Genomic DNA, 21,053 nt, shown 5'->3' with positions numbered 1-21,053 from the left:
TCCATGCCGCACAACATCCTTGTCGCCGACGATGATCCGCATATCCGCGAAATCATCTGCTTTGCGCTCGAAAAGTCGGGGATGAAGACGGTTGCCGTATCGGACGGCGCCGCCGCATTGCAGGCGATCGGGCGCCGCGCGCCCGATCTTGTCGTGCTCGACATCGGCATGCCGGAGATGGATGGGCTGGAGGTCTGCCGGCGGCTGCGGCATACATCGGATGTGCCGGTGCTGTTCCTGTCCGCGCGTGATGAAGAAATCGACCGCATCCTCGGGCTCGAAATGGGTGGCGACGACTATGTCACCAAGCCGTTCAGCCCGCGTGAACTGGTCGCACGCGTCAAGGTCATCCTGCGGCGCGCCCGCCCGACAAAGGCGGAACAGACCGACGACCGGCAATTCTCGCATGGCAGACTGGCTTTGCTGCCGGCTAGCCACGCGGCCAGCTTCGACGGCAGGCCGCTGGTGCTGACCTCGATCGAATTCGCCATCCTGAAAGGGTTTCTGGCGCGGCCAGCACATGTGCTCGGCCGCGACATGGTTATGGCCAATGCCTATGCCGCCAACATCCATGTCGCCGACCGCACCGTCGACAGCCATATCCGCAACATCCGCGCCAAGCTGGCGGCGGCCGGCTGCACGGATGCGATCGAGACCGTGCATGGCGTCGGCTTCCGGCTCGGCCGGTGCGGCGCGTGACCGCGCATAAATGGCGGCCGCGCCTCGCCACGATCGTTGTTGCCATCCTAATCATGGTGATGGCGCTGCCGCTGGTTGGCCTGTTCTTCTTCCGGCTCTACGAGAACCAGCTGATCCGCCAGACCGAGGCCGAGCTGATCGCGCAAGGTGCGGCCCTTGGCGCCATCTATGCGCAAGAGGTCCGCGACGCCGGCGTCGCCATCGAAAAGCTCGGCGCGGCCGTGCCTGCGGACAGTGCCACCGATCCGGACTCTCGCTACCGGCCGATCGAGCCGCGCCTCGATCTTGCCTCCGACTACGTTCTGCCGGCCCGGCCGCCCGCCATCACCGCGACCGCCCCGGATCCAGCCGTCGCGGCGATCGGCGCGCGGCTGTCGGGCATTCTTGCCGAGACGCAGAAAACCACGCTTGCCGGCTTTCGGCTGCTCGACCCCAAAGGCGTCGTCATCGTCGGGCGCGAGGAGATCGGCCTGTCGCTCGGCGCCGTCGAGGAGGTTCGCCAGGCGCTGGCCGGCCGCTATGCCAGCGCGCTCCGGCAGAGGATCTCCGACGAGCCGCCACCATCGCTCTATTCGGTCAGCCGCGGTACGAGAGTCCGCGTCTTTGTCGCGATGCCGGTCGCGGTCGACGGCAAGGTCGCCGGCGTGGTCTATCTGTCGCGAACGCCGAACAACATCGTCAAGCACCTCTATGGCGAGCGCGGCAAGGTGGGGCTGGCGGCGATCGCCATCCTCGGCGGCACGCTGCTTATCGGCCTGGTCTTCCTGCGCACCGTCAGCCGGCCGATCTACGCGCTGATGGAACGGACAAAGCGCATCGCGGCCGGTGATCGCGACGCGATCAGGCCGCTCGATCATCACGGCACGCGCGAGATGGCGGCGCTTTCCGACGCCTTCCTCGACATGGCCGAAAAGCTGCATGCGCGCTCGGACAGCATCCAGACCTTCGCTACGCATGTCTCGCACGAGCTCAAATCGCCGCTGACGGCCATCCAGGGGGCGGCCGAACTGCTGCGCGATTCGGGCAGCGCGATGGATGAGGGCGAACGGCGGCGGTTTTCGAACAACATCGTCACCGATGCCGAACGGCTCAACCTTCTGGTGCGCCGTCTGCTCGACCTGGCGAGCGCCGAAAATCTTGCGCCCGGCGGCGAAAGCACGTTGGTTGGCGCCGCACTGGCGCTGCTGCCGGCCGAGGACAGGCTGGCGGCCCGTGTCGAGGGAGGGGGCGATATCTGCCTGCGCATGTCGGCCGAGAACGCGGCCATCGTGCTCGCCAATCTCATCGACAATTCGGCGCGCCATGGCGCAACGCTTGTTTCGATCACGGCGGCGAGCGCGGGCGGCAAGGCGACGATTCTGGTGAGCGACGACGGCGCCGGCATTTCGCCCAGCAATCGGGGGCGGATATTCGAGCCGTTCTTCACCACGCGCCGCGATGCAGGCGGCACCGGCATGGGCCTCGGCATCGTGCTGGCCCTCCTGAAAGCGCATGATGGCACGATCCGCCTGGTTGACTCCGAGCGCGGCACGCGCTTCGAGATCATCCTGCCGGCTGTATGAATTGGAGCCTGATTCCGAAAAACGGCTTTCGGGATCATGCTCTAGAACTGGAGACGCAAAAAAGTGCGCTACGACGTCGTCATCATCGGCGGAGCCATTGTCGGCTCCTCGATCGCCTATTATCTGCGCGAGGAAGGGTTTTCCGGTTCGATCGCGCTGGTCGAGCGCGACCCGCAATTCGCCCATGCGGCAACGACGCTGTCCTGTGCTTCCATTCGCCAGCAGTTTTCAATTCCCGAGAACATCCGCCTGTCGCAGTTCACGCTGAAACTGTTCCGGCGGCTGACGGAAGAGTTTGGAGCCGACGCCGATATCGGTTTTCGCGAAGGCGGTTATCTCATCCTCGCCGGCGAGAACGGACTGCCGATCCTCAAGGCGAACCACGAGGCGCAGATCGCCGAAGGCGCCGACATCGTCCTTGAGGATGCGGATGCGTTGGTGCGTCGCTTCCCATGGCTATCGGCCGAAGGCATCACCGCGGGCGCCTATGGCCGCAGCGGCGAGGGCTGGTTCGACGCGCATGCGATGCTGATGCTGTTCCGCAAGGCGCTGCGCGAGAAAAACATCGATTTCGTCACCGCTGACGTGACCGGCATCGAGCGGCAGGGCGACCGCGTCACCAGCGTCAACCTCGATAATGGCGAGCGGCTCGAGGCCGGCATCGTCGTCAACGCCGCCGGGCCGAATGCCGGCAAGGTTTCTGCAATGGCCAGACTGGTACTGCCGGTGGAACCGCGCAAGCGCAATGTCTTCATCTTCGAGGCGCGCGAGAAATATGCCGACATGCCGCTGCTGGTCGATCCGAGCGGCATTTATGTCAGGCCGGAAGGCTCGGTCTACATCACCGGCGGCGCCGAGCCGCAAGAGGGCGACGGCCCCGCCGATCCCGGCGATTTCGAGCCCGACTGGCCGCTGTTCGAAGAGGTGATCTGGCCAGTGCTGGCGACCCGCATTCCCGCCTTCGAAGCGATCAAGCCGACGCGCGCCTGGGCCGGTCATTACGACTACAACACGCTCGACCAGAACGCGGTGATCGGCCCGCATCCGCAGGTCAGGAATTTCCTCTTCGCCAACGGTTTTTCCGGCCACGGCCTGCAGCAGGCGCCGGCGGTCGGCAAGGCGATGGCCGAGCTGATCGTGCATGGCGGCTACCGCACGGTGGATTGCGCGGCGTTTGGGTACAGCCGTGTCGCAGAGGGCCGGGCGTTTCGCGAATTGAACGTGATCTGAGGCGCCATCGCGTCTATGGCAAGGGCGTTGCCGAGCGCATGGCCCTTAACCGTGTTGTCGAAAATGCACCAGACCTCAGCGCCCGCCGCACTCGCCGCATCCAGCCGCTGCCTGATCGCGATCAGGCTGTCAGTGTCATAGTCCGAGTAATAAATACGCGGCGCGCCATGCAGGCGGAAATAGACGAGGCCCGGCCAGCCGGATGGCGTGGCTGCAGCGGGAACGCGAGCCGGATCGGCTGCCACACGCGCTACACGGAAGCCGGTCAGAAGCGCATCGGCGTCCTGTTCGAACCAGCTCGCATGACGAGGCTCGCAAGCTATTTTCGAGCCAGTTTGCTTTCGCAACAGACCGAAGAACTCCTCGGTGACACGCGGCTCGAAGGACAGGCTGGGTGGCAACTGCACTAGCAGCACAGCGAGCTTCCGGCCTAGGCCTCCGGCCTGCCCGAGGAATGCCCCGATCAGGTCTTCGCAGTCGGCAAGCCGATGCTCGTGTGTCACGGCCCTGGGGACCTTCACGCAGAAGCGGAAATCTTCCGGGACCGAATGCGTCCAACGCTCATAGGTCTCACGGCGGTGCGGCTTATAAAAAGATGAATTGATTTCGACGCCGGCAAGACGGCCGGAGTAACGCTCGAGATGCGCCCCGGATCCCGGGAAAAGATCCTTGTAGCGCGACGGGATGCCCCAACCGGCCGTGCCCACGAAGCATCGATGCTTTTCCATGCTGGAGATGTGGACAGGGCACTGCGCAGGTCAAGGGAGCGGTACTAGGCCGAGACCATGCGGCCGGCGCTCACCTGTCAGCACTATTCCGCGTGCTCGGCCGCTGCTTGGCTCCCGCCGGCAGAAAAATGCGTCCGTCAGCGCTCGCGACCAAACCAGAACGCGTCCGCCATGCGCGTCATGCCTATCCGTTCGTAGAAGCCGACGGCGTCGGGCACGGAAATCAGTGAGATGGCGACGGATGGCCCGAGCTGCCGCCGCGCTTCGTCGAGCAGGCCCTTGCCGATGCCGAGCCCTTGCGCCGATTTGCAGACGGCGAGCTCGGAAATATAGCACACCCACGAGAAGTCGGTGATGCCGCGGGCGAGGCCAATCAGCGGCCTGCCAGGTCCATCGAGGCGCGCCGCCAACACCAGATCTGCATTGGCAAGCATCGCCTTCAGACGGACGTCGTCATCGATAGGCCGAGTGACACCGAGGCCGGATTCCACCAGCACGCGGCGGAACTCGGCTGCGTCGAGGGTCGGTTCGCTGGCGTAGAGAACTTTGGGACGTGTTGTCATGCCGGCCAAGGTGCACCATAGGGCGGCGGTTTTGAAGCGGTCTGTGCTCCAGGACCAAGGTCAGCCGAAAACAGCCGCCTTTTATTTGCCCGCAGCTTTGTGTAAACCGGGCGCCAACACATCCCCGCAGAGAAAAGAAGACGGGCAAAGACCATGGAAAAATTCACCAAGCTCACCGGCGTTGCCGCGCCGATGCCGATCGTCAATGTCGACACCGACATGATTATTCCCAAGGATTATCTCAAGACGATCAAGCGCACCGGGCTCGGCAGCGGACTGTTTGCCGAAATGCGCTACAAGGACGACGGTTCGGAAAACCCAGACTTCGTGCTCAACAAGCCCGCCTATCGCAAGGCGCAGATCCTGGTCGCCGGCGACAATTTCGGCTGCGGCTCGTCGCGCGAACATGCGCCGTGGGCGCTGCTCGATTTCGGCATACGCTGCGTCATCTCGACCTCGTTCGCCGACATTTTCTACAACAACTGCTTCAAAAATGGCATCCTGCCGATCACCGTCAGCCCCGAGGATCTGGAGAAGCTGATGGACGACGCCTCGCGCGGTTCCAACGCAACGCTGTCGGTCGACCTCGAAGCCAAGGAAATCCGCGGACCGGACGGCGGCGTGGTCAAGTTCGACCTCGACGACTTCAAGCGGCACTGCCTGCTCAACGGGCTCGACGATATCGGCCTGACCATGGAGAAGGCCGACGCCATCGCCTCGTTCGAGAAGAAGAACGCCGAGTTGCGACCCTGGGCCTGAACGGTACGATGGACCCGGCCGCGCCAGGCCGGGTTCGTGTCGGCTGCAACGGAGGGACAGTCATGACACGTTCGCTTCTTGCCGGCGCCTGCGCGCTGGCGTGGATTCTGATGCCGGTGGCTGGCGCGCATGCACAGACCGACATGGTGCTCGTGCCGGCTGACGATGCGTCCGGGGCCGCCGACCTGGGCGCGTCGAGCAATGCGGCCCTAGCAGACGATGACAGCCAAGCACCGGTCCCGTTCGAGAGTGGGCAGCTGACCATCTCCCAGCAGGAAGAGTATGGCGAGAAGGTGCTGGCCTATGACGGCAAGCAGCTGGCCAGCAATTACGAGGTGTCCTTCGACAAGATCGTCAAGGTCGGCGGGGTCAACGTCGCGCTGGTCGATGTCGGCGATGGCGGCAACCAGTGCGGCCCGGCCAAGGTGATCGTCTGGAAGCCAGAAGGCGGCACCATCCAGAGCATCACGGTCGAGCAGGATGAATGCGGCGCACCGCCGGCTGCGATCTCCGACAGCGCGATCTATTTCGTGCCCTACCTGCTGCCGGGCGTTTCCAAGCCGGCGCTGCAATGGTCGCCGACGGACGGGCTGACGACTGCCGGCAATCTCACCTATATGCCGGAGCCCGGCACTGACTGGAAAGACGTCGATCCGTCGAAATACGACAACGTCGTCGACGCTTTCCACAACGAGGCCGTCTACAGGCTGGCCGAGACGCTGCTCGGCAAGGAGATGCCCGAGATGGCGACCAGCCTGCTGGTCGGCGGCGGCACCGAGAAAACCGCTTCGGGCGCCTTCTATGCCAGCGGCTGCGTGCCGCACGATTGCGGCGGCAATGACGGCTTCATGGCGGTCGATCCGGCCAACCACAAGCTCTATTTCGCCCGCCGGGGCGACAAGCCCGAGCCGGACGCGTGGCCAGCTGTGAGCACGTGGCCCGCCGAGGTCAGGGAAGCGATGGACAAGGCGCTCGGCTCGCCGAATTAGCGTCTTGCTTCGCGCCTTCGTTCCCGGCGGGGCCGAGCGGCGGCTGTCGTACCCTTGGAGCATCAACAAAAAAGCCCGGCGCATGGCCGGGCTTTCCGTCGAACAGAGATTTCTATCAATCCGCATCGATCGCCGTGGCCATGCGGGCGATGGCCTGTTGATAGACGCTCGCGGAATTCCAGCCAGCAATTGCGCCCATATTCGCCTGCGCGCTCGCGCCGGCCCGCCAACCATGACCTCTGAGGAAGTTGGCGGTGGAAGCCAACGCAGTGGCCTTGTCGCGCAGATTTTTGTTGCCAACTCCATATGTCAAAACGTTCCCCGGCAGGAACTGCGTGTGGCCGATCTCGCCATGCGCGGCACCGACCGACGAGGCGCTCAAAGCGCCGCTATCAACCAGCTTCAGGGCTGCAACAGCATGCGGGTAGAAGAACTCCGGGCGGCGGCAATCATAGGCAAGCGTTAAAATGGCGGAGACCGTATTCTGCTTGCCCAAGTAGGAACCGAAGCCCGTTTCCATACCCCAGATGGCGAGCAACACACCCGGCGACACGCCATAGGTCCGTTCGATCTTGCCGAACAGCGCCGCGTTCGACTTCTTCAGCGAACGGCCCTTGGAAATGATGGTGGACGCGCCACGGCGCTTCATGAAATTTTCCACCGAGCCGCTGAAAGCCTTATGGATGGCGCGGTCGACGCCGATCGTCTTTGTTGCGTAGGTCGCGCGAGCCAGAGCGGCCAGACCCTTCGAGCCTACACCGCTGGCCTTTGCTTCCTGCGCAAACTCTGCCTTCCAAGCTTCGAAGCCCGCGCCCGTATTGCCGCATTGGGCGGCCTGTGCGCCTGTTGCCGCCGCAAGCATCATCGATGCCGCCGCCGCGAAAATCTTTCCCTTGGCAAAAAATGCCATGTTGCTCTCCTGGTTGCCTGGATCTTGTCCCGAATACGAATTTGCCAGCGAAACGCCCGCTTGTCACTGTTGGAGTGACGTGCGCCCACTTGGACGCAGTACGCTCCAGCACTTTACAATCTGCGCATCGTCCTTTCCGAGAATCGGAACCGATTTTCGAGCCGCCGCGCTAAGAACTCGTTTACGCATCCTCGCCGCAGCGCTGGCGAATGCCGGAGAACTTGCTTACGATCAAGTAATTATTATGGCGGGGGCTAAAATATTCATGGAAGACGTTGACGTCGTGGTCATCGGCGCCGGTTCGGCGGGACTTTCCGCAGCCAAGACCCTGCGTTCGGCCGGCCTTTCCTTCAAGCTGTTCGAAGCGATGAACCGTATCGGCGGCCGCGCCTGGACCAGCGATCAGCATTTCGGCATTCCTTTCGATATCGGCTGCGCCTGGCTGCACGCGGCTGACCGCAATCCCTATTTTCCGGAGGCGCAAGCCGCCCGCTGGACGCTTCACCATCACGACATGAATATCGATCATCTCTATTATCGCAACCGAAAGGCGAACGAGGACGAAGAGGCCGCAATGAAGGCGGCCGATATCAGGCTGTTCGAGCTTCTGGCGGCGCATGAGGTCAAGGTTGGCGACGACGACCGTCTTTCGGCGTTGCTCGCCAAAGGCCATGCGCCGCGCGCCGCGGCCACCTTTGCCGGGCCGATGGACTTCGGCGCCGACGAGGACGAGATATCGATTCGCGACTTTCAGGCCGCCGCCGATCTCGATCCGAACTATTTCACCAAGGAGGGGTTCGGCGCACTGGTCGCCCGTTTCGGCGCCGACGTCCCCGTCGAGCTGTCGACGCCGGTGCGGAAAATCCTCTGGGACGTGCCTGGCGTCGCCTGCGTCACCGATCGCGGCACCATCCGCGCCAAGGCGGCCATCGTCACCGCCTCGCCGGCGGTGCTCGCCTTCGAGGAGATCGAATTCTCGCCGGCGCTGCCCGACACACATTTCGCTGCCTTCTTCGACCTGCCGATGGGCATGCTGACCAAGCTGCCGGTCGAAATCAGGGGCACAAGGCTCGGGCTGGCGCCCTTCGACGACCTGCTGATCGAGCGGCTGGCCAGGCACGACATCTACTTCCTTTGCTTTCCCTTCGACCTCGACCTCATGGTCGGCTTCGTCGGCGGCGACTTCGCCTGGGAGATGTCGGCGGCGGGCGAGGCGGCAGGCGTCGACTTTGTCGTCGACCGGCTGTGCGCCATATTCGGCGGCGACGTGCGGAAACATGTCGGGCGCGCCATGATGACCAATTGGGGCGGCGAGCGGTTCGTGCGCGGCGCTTATGCGGCGGCCCGCCCCGGCCGTTCGCAGGCGCGCGCAACGCTGATGCAGCCGGTGGCGGAAAAAATCTTCTTCGCCGGCGAGCATCTGGCCGGTCCGCAGATGCAGACCTGCGGCGGCGCCAGGCTGTCGGGCGAGGCGGTGGCGAGAACGGTCGTCGCCCAGCTTGCGGCAAAATAGCATTAGCAGGAACGCCGGCCGCCGACAGGCGTTTGGGCGATATGCGGCTCCGCACTATATCCGGACCTGATGATTGAGACCTGATGATTTGAGATTGGGATGAAGCTCTTCGCTTGCCCGCATTGCGGCCACCGCCTCTATTTCGAGAACGCCCAGTGCCTGAACTGCGCCAGCCCCGTGCTCTACGATCCCGGGCATGCGCGCTTCGTGTTGTTAGGCGCCGGCGGCGTTTTCCAGTGCACCAATGCAGACGAGTGCGCCTGCAACTGGATGGCGGAACCCGGCCATGCCTTCTGCCGCGCCTGCGAGCTGAACCAGCTGATCCCGGACCTTTCGGTCGATGGCAACCGCCGTCGCTGGATCCGCGTCGAAGCGGCTAAGAAGCGGGCAATCTATTCGCTGCTAGCCGCCGGACTGCCGGTCGTGCCCAAGCGGAACGCCGGCGACGAGGCCGGCCTCGCCTTCGACTTCCTCGCCGATCCGATCGGCGGCCCAGGGGGCGCGCGCATCCTGACCGGCCATGACAACGGCTTGATCACACTCAATGTCGCCGAGGCGGACTCGGCCGAGCGCGAAAGAAGGCGCGTCGAGATGGGCGAGAACTACCGCACTTTGCTCGGTCATTTCCGCCACGAGCTCGGCCACTATTACTGGGACCGCCTGATCCGCGACGACCCGCAACGGCTTGCCGCCTTCCGGGCGTTGTTCGGCGATGACCGCATCGATTACGAGCAGGCGCTGAAGGCCTACCATGCCAAAGGTGCTGCGCCCGACTGGCAGCAGGACCACATTTCGGCCTATGCCACGTCTCATCCCTGGGAGGACTGGGCCGAGACATGGGCACACCACCTGCACATCACCGATACGCTGGAGATGGTGCATGCGCTGAATTTCCCGCTCGGCCGACTGGAAACGGTAGAGGCCAACGAGCTTTCGCGCAGCGACACCGGCGGCGAGCTGCAACCGGCGCCGTCGGAACCTGCCGCCGTTCCCGAACCGTTCGAAAAGATCCTGGCCCGCTGGCTGGTGCTGTCGGAAGCGTCCAACTCGATCAACCGCTGTATGGGCCTGCCGGACCTTTATCCCTTCGTTATCTCGGAGGTGACCGCACGGAAGCTGGCCTTCGTCCATGAACTGCTGACTGTAGTGAAAGAAACCGGAACAAAACGTGAGCCGGCCGAGGCGTTTTAGCCGGAACGCATGAAGCCCGGTTTCGTTTTCCCTCGTGAGGGACCATCAAAACGGAGCGAAACCATGAAGCGCATACTGTTTCCTGCTGTCGCCGGAGCGCTTGTCGCCATGTCGGGCACAGCCTTGGCTGATACCGCCGTCTCGGCTGTTGCCGATCTCAACGTGCGCGCCGGCCCCGGCCCGCAATACCCGGTCATCGGCGTGCTCGCCGCCGGCCAGTCGGCAACGCTTGATGGCTGCATCCAAAACAGCAAATGGTGCACCATAGCCGAGGCCAATGGCCAAGGCTGGATCTATTCCGACTATGTGACGGCCGATTTCGGTGGCAACGAGGTCGTCCTGACGGAACGCCCTGCCGACGCAGGCATTGCCATCGTCGAAGCCCCGGCCGACGTCGACTATCCCGACACCTATACCGGAGCGATCGTCGCCGGCGAGCCGATCGAGCCCATCAGACGGCCGCCGGCCGAAGTCCGCACTTATATCGAGACCAACCGGGTCGACCCGGTCTATCTCGAGGGCGAGGTAGTTACGGGCGCGACCTTGCCCGATACCGTCGAGTTGCGCGAGATTCCGGACTATGACTACCGCTATGTCTATGTGAATGGTCAGCCGGCACTGGTCGATCCGGGCACCCGACGCATCATGTACGTCGAGCGCTGACATCATAAACCAACCAGGCGGCCGCCCGGCAACTGCGGCCGCCTCTGTCCGCTATCGTTAACCGGAGCTTCGTGCTGGAGCGGCGTGCCCGCCGCTCCAGCCTTTTTTTCGAGCGTCGGATTTGCCCAAAACCGGTTCCACTTTCGGGTCCGATGCTCTAGACCATGCGACCCCATGCATCAGGCAAGGAACCCTCGTGATATCAGACCCTGCCGCCTTCGAGCGTTACCGGCATACTCCCAACGCCAAGACGACCCTGCCGCGGCTCCTGCTCGGAACGGCGATCGTCGTCCTGTTCTGGGTCGCGACAACCATCGCCGTGCTGTTCGGCGGCGCCTATGCTTTTGTTATCTGGCAGGCATCGTCCGGTGCCCCGATGGAAGGAGGGGCGGTGCAGAATTTCATGGCCTCGCCCGCCGGGATCCTCGCCGCGCTCGCCTCCTTTGCCGGGATCTGGCTCGGCCTGTGGGCTGCCATGCGCTGGGTCCATCGCGAGCCGCTGATGGCGCTGATCGGCACCAGCCGCCGCGTTTCGCGCTCGGGATTTCTTAGGGGATTGGCCGCGGTGTTGATCACATCGCTGCTCTCCGAGATCCTGCTCTATCTCCTGCAGCCCGAGATTGCGCGCGGCGCAATCGGCCTGTCGTCTTGGCTGCTGTTCCTGATCCCGATCGCTGCGCTGACTTTGCTGCAGACCTCGTCCGAAGAGGTGCTGTTTCGCGGCTATCTCCTGAGGGGCTTGGCCAACCGATTTCAAAACCCCTTCATCTGGGCGCTGCTGCCAGGACTTCTGTTCACTTCGATGCATTGGAGCCCAAGCTCGACGGCCGCCATCAACGCCTGTGTGCTGGCCTCGATCGCCGCTTTTGCGCTGCTCCTGACGCTTGTGGTCTACGCCACCGGCAATCTCGGCGCGGCCTTCGGCGCTCATCTCGGCAACAATCTCGCCGGTTTCCTGCTGATTTCGCATCAGCAGAGCTACAATTCCTTCGCCCTGTTCAACGCCAAGCCGCTCGAAGGCCCCGGCTGGACGACGCTTGATGCCGTCCTCATCGCGGCGATCGGCATCGGCTGCAGCCTGTTGACTGTTCTGCTGCTGCTGCATCAGCGCTCGCCGCTGAAGGTCGAGCCGGATATTTCGTACCCCGGCGGCCCAAGCTGACGCGCATCATGCCAGTGGTGCTGCCATAAACCGAACCGGCCCGGTTCAGCGTATTCGGCCCGCGCCTTGACTCCGCGGCCGATTTCCTGTCTACACGCCGCGAATTCCGCGACGAGTATCCCTCCGAGCAAGCCGACCGGGACGCCGAAGCCTCATTGAGGTGTCGTGCTGTAAATCGATCCTGGAGGCCAACATCCGGCAGCGCTGTGCGCCCCCGGGTGCTTTTTGGCTTTGGGCTTTACTTGGATACTGGGCGCGAACGCATTACTTCTCGGGCATCATCCGGGTGCCAGGGAAAAGGAAAAAGAATGTTTGAATCGCTGCAAGAGCGCCTTGGTTCGATCCTGAACGGCCTCACCGGCCGCGGTGCTCTGTCCGAGGCCGATGTCTCCGCGGCGCTGCGCGAGGTGCGCCGTGCGCTGCTCGAGGCCGACGTTGCGCTGGAAGTGGTGCGTTCCTTCACCGACAAGGTACGCGAGAAGGCCGTCGGCGCCGCTGTGCTGAAGTCGATCAAGCCCGGGCAGATGGTCGTCAAGATCGTCCATGACGAGCTGGTCGAGATGCTGGGCGCCGAGGGCGTCGCCATCGACCTCAATGCACCGGCTCCGGTCGTCATCATGATGGTCGGCCTGCAGGGTTCCGGCAAGACCACGACATCGGCCAAGATCGCCAAGCGCCTCAACGAACGTCAGAACAAGAAGGTTCTGATGGCCTCGCTCGACACGCGGCGTCCCGCCGCGCAGGAGCAGCTCCGTCAGCTCGGCGAACAGGTCAAGGTCGCCACGCTGCCGATCGTCGAGGGCCAGACGCCGGTCGACATCGCCCGCCGCGCCGTGCAGGCGGCAAAGCTCGGCGGCCATGACGTCGTCATCCTCGACACCGCCGGCCGCACCCATATCGACGAGCCGCTGATGGTCGAGATGGCCGACATCAAGAAGGTGTCGTCGCCGCACGAAATCCTTTTGGTCGCCGATTCGCTGACCGGCCAGGACGCCGTCAATCTGGCGAAAAGCTTCGATGAGCGCGTCGGCATCACCGGGCTGGTGCTGACCCGCATGGACGGTGATGGCCGTGGTGGTGCAGCTCTTTCCATGCGCGCCGTCACCGGCAAGCCGATCAAGCTGATCGGCACCGGCGAGAAAATGGACGGGCTGGAGGAATTCCATCCCAAGCGCATCGCCGACCGCATCCTCGGCATGGGCGACATCATCAGCCTCGTCGAAAAGGCTGCCGAAAACATCGACGCCGAGCAGGCGGCGGCGATGGCCAAGAAGATGCAGTCGGGCAAATTCGACCTGAACGACCTTGCCGGCCAGCTTCAGCAGATGTCGAAGATGGGCGGCATGGGGGGCATCATGGGGATGATGCCGGGCATGGGCAAGATGAAGGACCAGATGGCCGCCGCCGGTCTCGACGACAAGATGTTCGGCCGCCAGCTCGCCATCATATCATCGATGACCAAGGCCGAGCGCGCCAACCCCGAGATTCTGAAGCACTCGCGCAAGAAGCGCATCGCCGCCGGCTCCGGCACCGATGCGGCCGAGATCAACAAGCTCCTGAAGATGCACCGCGGCATGGCCGACATGATGAAGGCGATGGGCGGCAAGGGCAAAGGCGGTGGCCTGATGCGCGGCATGATGGGCGGGCTGGCGCAGAAGATGGGCCTCGGCGGCATGATGCCAGGGGGTATGGGAGGCATGGGTGGCCCGGGCGGCATGATGGGCGGCGGCATGCCGGATCTGTCCAAGATGGACCCCAAGCAGCTCGAAGCCTTGCAGAAGCAGGCACAGGCAGCCGGTCTCGGCGGCATGAAGGGCCTGCCCGGTGGCCTTCCCAGTGGGGGTGGCCTGCCTGGGCTGCCCGGCGGCATGAAGCTTCCTGGCTTGGGCGGTGGCGGGCTTCCCGGCCTTGGCAAGAAGAAGTGAGGGCGCCATGAACGAAGAGAAGGACATGGCCGACGCTCGTGCGGCGCTGGTCGATTACCGCGCCTCGATCGACAACATCGACGCAGCGCTCATCCACATGCTGGCCGAGCGTTTCCGCTGCACCAAGGCGGTCGGCGAACTGAAGGCGTCGCATGGCCTGCCGCCGGCCGATCCGGCACGCGAGCGGCAGCAGATCGCCCGCCTTCGCCAACTGGCGAAGGACGCGCATCTCGACCCGGATTTCGCGGAGAAATTCCTGAACTTCGTCGTCCGCGAAGTGATTCGGCATCACGAGCATATCGCCGCATCCAACGGCGTAACGAAAACCGGCTGAGGACCAGTGCATGTCGCCCAACAACGACATGCATAAAGACGACAGCCATAACCCCGATCAACGAAAATCAGAATTTTAGGAGAAAGAAAATGCCACTGAAAATCCGACTGGCCCGTGCGGGCTCGAAGAAGCGTCCCTATTACCACGTCGTCGTCGCCGACGCCCGTTCGCCGCGCGACGGCCGTTTCATAGAGTCACTCGGCTCGTGGAACCCGCTGCTGCCCAAGGACGGCGAGCGGGTCAAGGTCGACGCCGACCGAGTCAAGCATTGGCTGTCGCACGGCGCCCAGCCGACCGACCGCGTGCTGCGCTTCCTCGATGAGGCCGGCATTGCCAAGCGTGAAGCCCGCTCCAACCCGAAGAAGGCCGAACCGGGCAAGAAGGCGCAGGAGCGCGCCGCAATTCTGAAGAAGGCGCAGGCCGATGCAGCCGCCGCTGTTGCCGCCGCGGCAGCCGCGCCGGCCGAGGCGGAAGCCGCGACCGCCGAATAATCTGCTTTTATGCCCTACGAAACGGCGGGCGCCTTTGTCCGCCGTTTTGCTGTTTCGTCCGACTATGACGCGGGCCGATCAATAGCCTTCAGGGCAGCGGGCGATGTAGACACGCCCATCGCGACCGCGATAGCGGCACCGGCCGGGTTCGGTAGCACGACCGATCAGTGCGCCGGCGAGGGCGCCGACAGCACCACCGACCACCGCACCTTCAACTTCGTCATCGGCCACTGCAGCGCCGATAGCAGCGCCCCCTAGTCCACCGACCGCCGCGCCCTGTTCTGTCCGGGAACAGGCTGCGAGCGAGGTTACCAGTACCATCAGGACTACCAGTTTCTTCATTGTCGTTCCTCTCAACCGGGTTTTCCGTCCTCGCCGCCACATCTTCTAACTCGCAAACGGGCGATTTGATCCAAAGTCAAAAGAAGAAGGGTGGCGGCAGACCGTGGTTCTCTCCGGCGACGCGACCGCCATCGAACGGCTTTTGAAGTCGGCTCTATCGGTTGAGCAGGATCAGCGCGCGCACCCTGGGGTTGCGCAGGAAAAGGCCGCCCCACAAGATGAAGCCGAGATAGACGCCGAACAGTGTGTGCGAAAACAGCGGGCTGCCGATACGTATATGCGTCGCGATGGCGCCACCGAGATAGGCGGTGAGCAGGATGGCGCCAAGCACCGAGGTGCGCGGCACCGCATAGAGCGCGGTCGAGACCAGCCCGATGATGCCGAGCATGCGCGAGACGTTGGGATCGGCCGGCCAGCCGAGCTGCACCATGGTCTGGGTGACGACATCGAGCGGCGGCAGCTTGATGACGCCGTCGAAGATCATGAACAGCACGATGAGGGCGCTGAGCCCTCGGCCGGTCCACAGCGCGCCCGGCGTGACGGATGCAGTTTGAGACATGGTTATTGGTCCTCCGGTTGTTTCAAGCGCTGGCCCCTCTACGCCAGGGTCGAACCAAGGACGCGGCGTGAGACGACGATCCGACACGCCTACGATCTTTTGAGCGCATGTGCTGCGATGAGCGCCCGAACAAACCCTAGGAAAAATAGAACTTTTCGGCAGGGATCATTTTCGGCGGCGGCTCGCCGAGCGCTTCGAACACCGAGATTTCACAGACGCGGCACAGGCCGTCGAGGGCGAGATCGTTGGCCTCGGTGCCGAACGGGTCCTCGAGTTCTTCCGAAAGCGCGTCGAGGCCGAAGAAGGTGTAGGCGATCAGCGCCGTGAACAGCGGCGTCGCCCAGCCGGCAGTCGATGCCAGCCCAAACGGCAGCAGCAGGCAGAAGATATAGGCAGTGCGCTGCAAGAGCAGCGTGTAGGCAAACGGAAGCGGTGTCCCCATAATGCGCTCGCAGCCGGCTTGCGCTGCGGCGATTTCCGACAGGCGCTCGTCGAGGATGCGGTAGCCCATGACATCGATCGCCCCGGCCCTGTATAGCGCGGCGGCTCGCTCGCCCATACGCCGCACCATGGCGTCGGGCGGGTTGGCCAGCTTGGCGGCACTTTCGGCCTCTTCGCCGATGAACGCGCGTGCTTCGGTCGTGGCATCTACCCGCCGAAGCAGGCCGCGCAGGAAATGGCAGAAGGCGATCGCCTCCATCAACATCCCGCGCAGTTCGATGCGATCCTCGATCAGCCCGGTGCTGGCGCGCGCCAGATTGCGAATGTCGAAGACAAGCTGGCCCCACAGCTTGCGCGCTTCCCACCAGCGGTCATAGGCGGCATTGTTGCGGAAACCGAGATAGATCGACAGCGCCACACCGAGTAAGGCAAACGGCGCGGGGCCGGCATCGCCGAAGTCGAGCTTCAGCGCCCCGACCGCCAGCACCACCAGCGCGCCATAGACACCGAAGCCGAAGATCTGCGGCAGGATGCGCGGCACCACCGAGCCGCGCATGATGAAGAACAGATGCAAGAATCCCGGGCGCGGGCGAACGATCATCGAAACCCCTTTCACGGACCGGCAATGATCCTGATCGGTTCCATTGTGCGATGCAATACACGCATAAGCCCAGTCGTCAGCGACATGGCGGCGTCGCCTTGCCGGCTGGGGCCAAGCACGTTATCGAAAATCCGCAAGGCATTCGGGAGCAATCGATGGCCGGCGAGACCGATCTGAAGAAACTGCTGGCAACGATGACGCCGGAATTGCGTCCCGGCATCCATGTCTTCGCCACACTGCCGCCCGATGCGCCCGTGCCGGACAGCCTCGAGACGGTGATGCTGTTTCGCGAGCGCGAGGGCACGACGGTGATCGCGCTAGAGGAGGAAGCCAAGGCCGCTGGCCTGGCGACCGTCTTCCGCTCCCGGATGGTGACGCTGAACATCCATTCGTCGCTGGAGGCGGTCGGCTTCCTCGCCGCCATCACCGCGCGTCTGGCCGCCGCCGGCATGGGGGTCAATCCGGTCTCGGCCTTCTACCACGACCATTTGTTCGTGCCCGCCGACCGGGCGGAAGAGGCGATGGAGCTGCTGGAAAAGCTAGCGGAGGAGAGCCGGCTGTGACGCAGGCGCCTTGCTGCCTACTTGAGACGCCTGTGCTGCCCCTCATCCCCCTGCCGGAATCCTGGCCCTTCGCTACGCCAGGGGCGTTCTTCGTTCGGAAAGCCAAGCATTGGCTTTCCGTCCGCTTCACGGACCACTTCTCACCCCCGTGAAGGGGGAGAAGGAAGCTAATGGCCGAAGGCCGCGCCCGCGACTCCGGGCCGCCGGCTTTCCGGCGCCCGCGGAGGACCCGCCGCGGCAGCGGCGATACGGCCCGTGAGCGAGAATCAAGCCGCCTTTTTCTTCGGCTGGATCAGCCCGCGCTCGATCAGCAGCTCCGCGATCTGCACCGCGTTGAGTGCCGCGCCCTTGCGCAGGTTGTCGGAGACAATCCACATCGACAGGCCGTTGTCGACGGTCGAATCCTCGCGGATGCGCGAAATGAATGTGGCATCTTCGCCGGCCGAGTCCAGCGGCGTGATGTAGCCGCCGTCCTCACGCTTGTCGAGAACCTGGCAGCCGGGGGCATCCCGGAGAATTTCCCGCGCGTCGTCGGCGGTGATCGGCTTTTCGAACTCGATGTTGACGGCTTCCGAATGGCCAATGAACACCGGCACGCGCACGCAGGTCGCCGTCAGCTTGATCTTGGGATCGAGCATCTTCTTGGTCTCGGCGACCATCTTCCACTCTTCCTTGGTGAAGCCGTCGTCGAGGAAGACGTCGATATGCGGGATGACGTTGAAGGCAATGCGCTTGGTGAATTTCTTGACGTCGACCTGGTCGGCGACGAACACGGCCCGCGTCTGTGTGAACAATTCGTCCATGCCTTCCTTGCCGGCGCCGGATACCGACTGGTAGGTGGCGACGACGACGCGTTTAATGGTGGCGAAGTCGTGCAGCGGCTTTAGCGCCACGACCAGTTGCGCCGTCGAGCAGTTCGGATTGGCGATGATGTTCTTGCGCGTGAACAGCGAAATCGCGTCCGGGTTCACCTCCGGCACGATCAGCGGCACGTCCTGATCGTAGCGGAAGGCCGACGAATTATCGATGACGACGCAGCCCTGCTTGCCGATCTTCGGCGACCATTCCTTCGAGACGTTGCCGCCGGCCGACATAATGCAGATGTCGGTGTCGGAAAAATCAAATTGGTCGAGCGCCCTGACCTTCAGTGTGCGGTCGCCGAACGACACTTCCGTGCCCTGGCTGCGCCGCGAGGCCAGCGCCACCACCTCGCTCACCGGAAAGCCGCGCTCTTCCAGTATGTTGAGCATTTCCCGGCCCACATTGCCCGTGGCGCCGACGATTGCAACCTTGAAACTCATCGAAATCTCCTGTCCTCTCCGCTCGGTTTTTGGAGAAAACCCGCCGACCGATGCGGGTTTCAACCCCCGGGCCGGACCCGGGAGAGGGTGGTTAGGCCAAGGGAATCAGACCGTTTTAGTGGTCGTTTTAGCCGTAGTTTTGCTGGAACGAGGAGACGTGCCGACACGCCCGGCCCAATGGTTCGCATTGCGGCCGGGGAGGTCGAATGCAAGAAGCGCCATCAAAAGGCCGCGCATCGAAACTATCCCGTTCGGTGCCGGCTTTTACGCGGTTTGCGCAAAGAGTCAATCGCGACCCGGCGAGGCGGCTTGCCCTGTACAATGGCGGCGGCGCGAAGTACGAACGATTGGATCGTTTGGCTCGTGGCGCTTCTGGCGCTCGCCGACGGATGACCCATTGCGGGGCATAAAAGAATCCGAATTCCGAAAGAAGCATATGTCCAATTTCGAAGCTATTGTCCCCGCGCTTGCAAAGGCGCTGGAAAAACGCGGCTATGTCGAGCTGACGCCGGTGCAGAAGGCGGTTCTCGAGCTCGGGCAGGCCGATGCGCTGGTTTCGGCGCAGACCGGCTCTGGCAAGACCGTTGCCTTCGGGCTGGCTCTGGCGCCGACTCTTCTCGACGGCGCGGAGCGCTTTTCCCATGCCGCAGCACCGCTGGCGCTGGCCATCGCGCCTACGCGGGAGCTCGCTTTGCAGGTGACGCGCGAGCTCGAATGGCTCTACGAACCGACCGGCGCAGCGATAGCGTCCTGCGTCGGTGGCATGGACATGCGCACCGAACGGCGCGTGCTGGAGCGCGGCGCCCATATCGTTGTCGGCACGCCCGGCCGGCTGCGCGACCACATCACCCGCAATTCGCTCGACATGTCTGAACTGAAGGCAGTGGTGCTCGACGAGGCCGACGAGATGCTCGATCTCGGCTTTCGTGAGGATCTCGAATTCATCCTCGACGCCGCCCCTGCCGAGCGCCGCACGCTGATGTTTTCGGCTACCGTGCCGCGCGCCATTGCCACGCTGGCCAAAGGCTACCAGCGCGATGCGGTGCGCATCTCGGCCTCCGGCGAGGAGAAGCAGCATCTCGACATCGAATACCGGGCGCTGAGCGTAGCTCAGCCCGATCGGGAAAACGCCATCATCAACGTGCTGCGCTATTACGAGGCGAAGAACGCACTGGTGTTCTGCAACACGCGCGCCGCCGTCAATCACCTGACCGCGCGCTTCAACAACCGCAACTTTTCCGTCGTGGCGCTTTCGGGCGAGTTGAGTCAGAACGAGCGCAGCCACGCGCTGCAGGCGATGCGCGACGGCCGCGCCAAGGTCTGCATCGCCACCGACGTGGCGGCACGCGGCATCGACCTGCCCAACCTCGAACTGGTGATCCATGCCGACCTGCCGACCAATCCGGAGACGCTGCTGCACCGAAGCGGGCGGACGGGACGGGCGGGACGCAAAGGTGTCAGCGCGCTGATCGTGCCCAACAGTGCCCGCAGGCGCACCGAACGGCTGCTGCAAAGTGCCGGCCTTGCGGCGACATGGGCAAGCCCGCCTTCGGCCGACGACGTGCTGCGCCGCGACGACGAGCGCATCCTCGCCGACCCGGTCCTCAGCGAACCGGTGAAGGAAGAGGAGCGCGGCTTCATCAATGCGCTTCTCGAGCAGCACGGCCCCGAACAGGTGGCCGCCGCGTTCGTGCGCTTGTGCCGCTCCAACCGCTCGGCGCCCGAGGATCTTCTTGACGTCGCGCCGTTCACGCCGTCGGGCGACAAGTTTGCGCGCAGGGACGAGGCGCCCAGCCGCCGCGACGATTTCGGCGACAGCGTCTGGTTCTCGCTGTCGGTGGGACGCCGGCAGAATGCCGAGCCGCGCTGGCTGATCCCGATGCTGTGCCGGACCGGCGGGATCAGCAAGCGCGAGATCGGTGCCATCAAGATGCAGCCTGAGGAAACCTTCGTGCAGATCGCGGCGGATTGGGCTGACCGGTTTCTCCAGGCGATCGGCCCCGACCGCAAGCTGCAGAACAACATCGCGGTGAAGCGGCTGGACGGCACGCCCGACCTGTCGCGGGCCGGCTATCAGGAACCGCGACCCGACAAGAAGCCTCACCGCGGCAAGCGGACGTTCGACCAGAATGCGCCCAAATTCGAGAAGCGCACACCGTCAGCCGATCAGCGCGCTGCCGCGTTCGAGGCAAAGCCCTGGGCGGGGAAGTCAGCAAAGGCGAAGTTCGAAAAGACCGGACCCGCCAAGAACAAGAAATCGAAGAAGCGGCCGGCTTAACGACGTGCCGGCATCGTTGGCTTGTTATGGCCTGCAAGGGGCTGTCTTTCGCTCGATTCAGGTCTGCGCTGCCCCTCATCCGCCTGCCGGCACCTTCTCCCCGTAAACGGGGAGAAGGGCGCTGCGCGGCGCAGACTTCGACGGTTGGTCGTCTCCCAACACGAGTGGGGCGCTATCTTTTGTCTGAAGCGATTGCTTCCCCATTTCGCACGCCCCTTGCGATCTGCCGCAACTTTGAACAGTCTGGCC

The 21,053-nt window shown here is 63.8% G+C and carries 21 protein-coding genes; 14 read left to right on the top strand and 7 right to left on the bottom strand.

All coding sequences use genetic code 11. The annotated features are described in order from the left end of the window. Positions 1 to 3: 3 nt before the first annotated feature. From ACWTU7_RS25450 to ACWTU7_RS25440, 3 genes are all read left to right on the top strand, one after another. The gene (locus ACWTU7_RS25450; RefSeq protein WP_455840735.1) at positions 4 to 699 is read left to right on the top strand and encodes a response regulator; all 696 of its coding nucleotides are present in this window, start codon (positions 4 to 6) and stop codon (positions 697 to 699) included. 59 nt (positions 700 to 758) lie between these two features. Further along, positions 759 to 2,261, top strand: a complete 1,503-nt coding sequence (locus ACWTU7_RS25445; protein WP_455840798.1) for an ATP-binding protein — start codon at positions 759 to 761, stop codon at positions 2,259 to 2,261. A 63-nt stretch (positions 2,262 to 2,324) separates the two neighbouring features. Then, entirely contained in the window at positions 2,325 to 3,491 is a 1,167-nt protein-coding gene (locus ACWTU7_RS25440) for an NAD(P)/FAD-dependent oxidoreductase (RefSeq protein WP_455840736.1), read from the top strand. Here ACWTU7_RS25440 and ACWTU7_RS25435 read toward each other — a convergent pair. Next, positions 3,410 to 4,198 carry a DUF72 domain-containing protein gene (locus ACWTU7_RS25435; protein WP_348640703.1) on the bottom strand — a complete coding sequence of 263 codons (789 nt, stop codon included), beginning with the start codon at positions 4,196 to 4,198 and terminating at the stop codon, positions 3,410 to 3,412. The genes ACWTU7_RS25440 and ACWTU7_RS25435 overlap by 82 nt on opposite strands. Positions 4,199 to 4,356: 158 nt before the next feature. Continuing rightward, entirely contained in the window at positions 4,357 to 4,782 is a 426-nt protein-coding gene (locus ACWTU7_RS25430) for a GNAT family N-acetyltransferase (protein ID WP_455840737.1), read from the bottom strand. Between the two features lie 153 nt (positions 4,783 to 4,935). On the opposite strand from ACWTU7_RS25430, the gene leuD reads away from it, so the two are divergent. Both leuD and ACWTU7_RS25420 read left to right on the top strand, forming a co-directional pair. Further along, the gene (gene leuD, locus ACWTU7_RS25425) at positions 4,936 to 5,541 is read left to right on the top strand and encodes a 3-isopropylmalate dehydratase small subunit (protein WP_065007311.1); all 606 of its coding nucleotides are present in this window, start codon (positions 4,936 to 4,938) and stop codon (positions 5,539 to 5,541) included. Positions 5,542 to 5,603: 62 nt separating this feature from the next. After that, positions 5,604 to 6,530, top strand: coding sequence for a hypothetical protein (locus ACWTU7_RS25420; RefSeq protein WP_455840738.1), 927 nt, complete (start codon positions 5,604 to 5,606; stop codon positions 6,528 to 6,530). 115 nt (positions 6,531 to 6,645) lie between these two features. Here the strand turns inward: ACWTU7_RS25420 and ACWTU7_RS25415 are convergent, their stop codons facing one another. Next, positions 6,646 to 7,440 (bottom strand): lytic murein transglycosylase, encoded by a 795-nt coding sequence (locus ACWTU7_RS25415; protein ID WP_455840739.1) that lies wholly within the window; start codon positions 7,438 to 7,440, stop codon positions 6,646 to 6,648. Positions 7,441 to 7,705: 265 nt separating this feature from the next. Between ACWTU7_RS25415 and ACWTU7_RS25410 the strand changes: the two genes are divergently transcribed. From ACWTU7_RS25410 to rpsP, 7 genes are all read left to right on the top strand, one after another. Then, entirely contained in the window at positions 7,706 to 8,953 is a 1,248-nt protein-coding gene (locus ACWTU7_RS25410) for a flavin monoamine oxidase family protein (RefSeq protein WP_455840740.1), read from the top strand. Between the two features lie 99 nt (positions 8,954 to 9,052). Further along, complete coding sequence (locus ACWTU7_RS25405) at positions 9,053 to 10,144, top strand: zinc-binding metallopeptidase family protein (protein ID WP_029349482.1); 1,092 nt, start codon at positions 9,053 to 9,055, stop codon at positions 10,142 to 10,144. Between the two features lie 63 nt (positions 10,145 to 10,207). Beyond that, on the top strand, positions 10,208 to 10,807 hold the full coding sequence (locus tag ACWTU7_RS25400) for a DUF1236 domain-containing protein (protein ID WP_029349479.1): 600 nt from the start codon (positions 10,208 to 10,210) through the stop codon (positions 10,805 to 10,807). Between the two features lie 196 nt (positions 10,808 to 11,003). After that, positions 11,004 to 11,969, top strand: coding sequence for a CPBP family intramembrane glutamic endopeptidase (locus tag ACWTU7_RS25395; protein WP_455840741.1), 966 nt, complete (start codon positions 11,004 to 11,006; stop codon positions 11,967 to 11,969). A gap of 308 nt (positions 11,970 to 12,277) precedes the next feature. Next, the gene (gene ffh / locus ACWTU7_RS25390; RefSeq protein ID WP_455840742.1) at positions 12,278 to 13,894 is read left to right on the top strand and encodes a signal recognition particle protein; all 1,617 of its coding nucleotides are present in this window, start codon (positions 12,278 to 12,280) and stop codon (positions 13,892 to 13,894) included. Positions 13,895 to 13,901: 7 nt separating this feature from the next. Next, the gene (locus ACWTU7_RS25385; RefSeq protein ID WP_455840743.1) at positions 13,902 to 14,228 is read left to right on the top strand and encodes a chorismate mutase; all 327 of its coding nucleotides are present in this window, start codon (positions 13,902 to 13,904) and stop codon (positions 14,226 to 14,228) included. Positions 14,229 to 14,317: 89 nt separating this feature from the next. After that, a complete protein-coding gene (gene rpsP, locus ACWTU7_RS25380; RefSeq protein ID WP_455840744.1) occupies positions 14,318 to 14,719 on the top strand; it encodes a 30S ribosomal protein S16 in 402 nt (133 codons plus the stop codon). Between the two features lie 78 nt (positions 14,720 to 14,797). Here rpsP and ACWTU7_RS25375 read toward each other — a convergent pair whose 3' ends face one another. The 3 genes from ACWTU7_RS25375 to ACWTU7_RS25365 form a co-directional block, all read right to left on the bottom strand. Then, the gene (locus tag ACWTU7_RS25375) at positions 14,798 to 15,061 is read right to left on the bottom strand and encodes a YMGG-like glycine zipper-containing protein (protein ID WP_292193300.1); all 264 of its coding nucleotides are present in this window, start codon (positions 15,059 to 15,061) and stop codon (positions 14,798 to 14,800) included. A gap of 154 nt (positions 15,062 to 15,215) precedes the next feature. Further along, positions 15,216 to 15,626 carry a DoxX family protein gene (locus ACWTU7_RS25370; RefSeq protein WP_455840799.1) on the bottom strand — a complete coding sequence of 137 codons (411 nt, stop codon included), beginning with the start codon at positions 15,624 to 15,626 and terminating at the stop codon, positions 15,216 to 15,218. A gap of 130 nt (positions 15,627 to 15,756) precedes the next feature. Beyond that, entirely contained in the window at positions 15,757 to 16,662 is a 906-nt protein-coding gene (locus tag ACWTU7_RS25365; protein WP_455840745.1) for a bestrophin family protein, read from the bottom strand. A gap of 155 nt (positions 16,663 to 16,817) precedes the next feature. Between ACWTU7_RS25365 and ACWTU7_RS25360 the strand changes: the two genes are divergently transcribed. Beyond that, positions 16,818 to 17,225: an ACT domain-containing protein gene (locus ACWTU7_RS25360; RefSeq protein ID WP_455840746.1), complete on the top strand. Its 408-nt coding sequence runs from the start codon at positions 16,818 to 16,820 to the stop codon at positions 17,223 to 17,225. Positions 17,226 to 17,491: 266 nt separating this feature from the next. Here ACWTU7_RS25360 and ACWTU7_RS25355 read toward each other — a convergent pair whose 3' ends face one another. Next, positions 17,492 to 18,526 carry an aspartate-semialdehyde dehydrogenase gene (locus ACWTU7_RS25355; protein WP_455840747.1) on the bottom strand — a complete coding sequence of 345 codons (1,035 nt, stop codon included), beginning with the start codon at positions 18,524 to 18,526 and terminating at the stop codon, positions 17,492 to 17,494. Positions 18,527 to 18,962: 436 nt separating this feature from the next. On the opposite strand from ACWTU7_RS25355, the gene ACWTU7_RS25350 reads away from it, so the two are divergent. Further along, a complete protein-coding gene (locus tag ACWTU7_RS25350) occupies positions 18,963 to 20,804 on the top strand; it encodes a DEAD/DEAH box helicase (protein WP_455840748.1) in 1,842 nt (613 codons plus the stop codon). Positions 20,805 to 21,053 lie beyond the last annotated feature (249 nt).

The organism is Mesorhizobium sp. BHscii (assembly GCF_053848065.1).
This window is presented reverse-complemented; position numbering and strand designations above follow the sequence as displayed.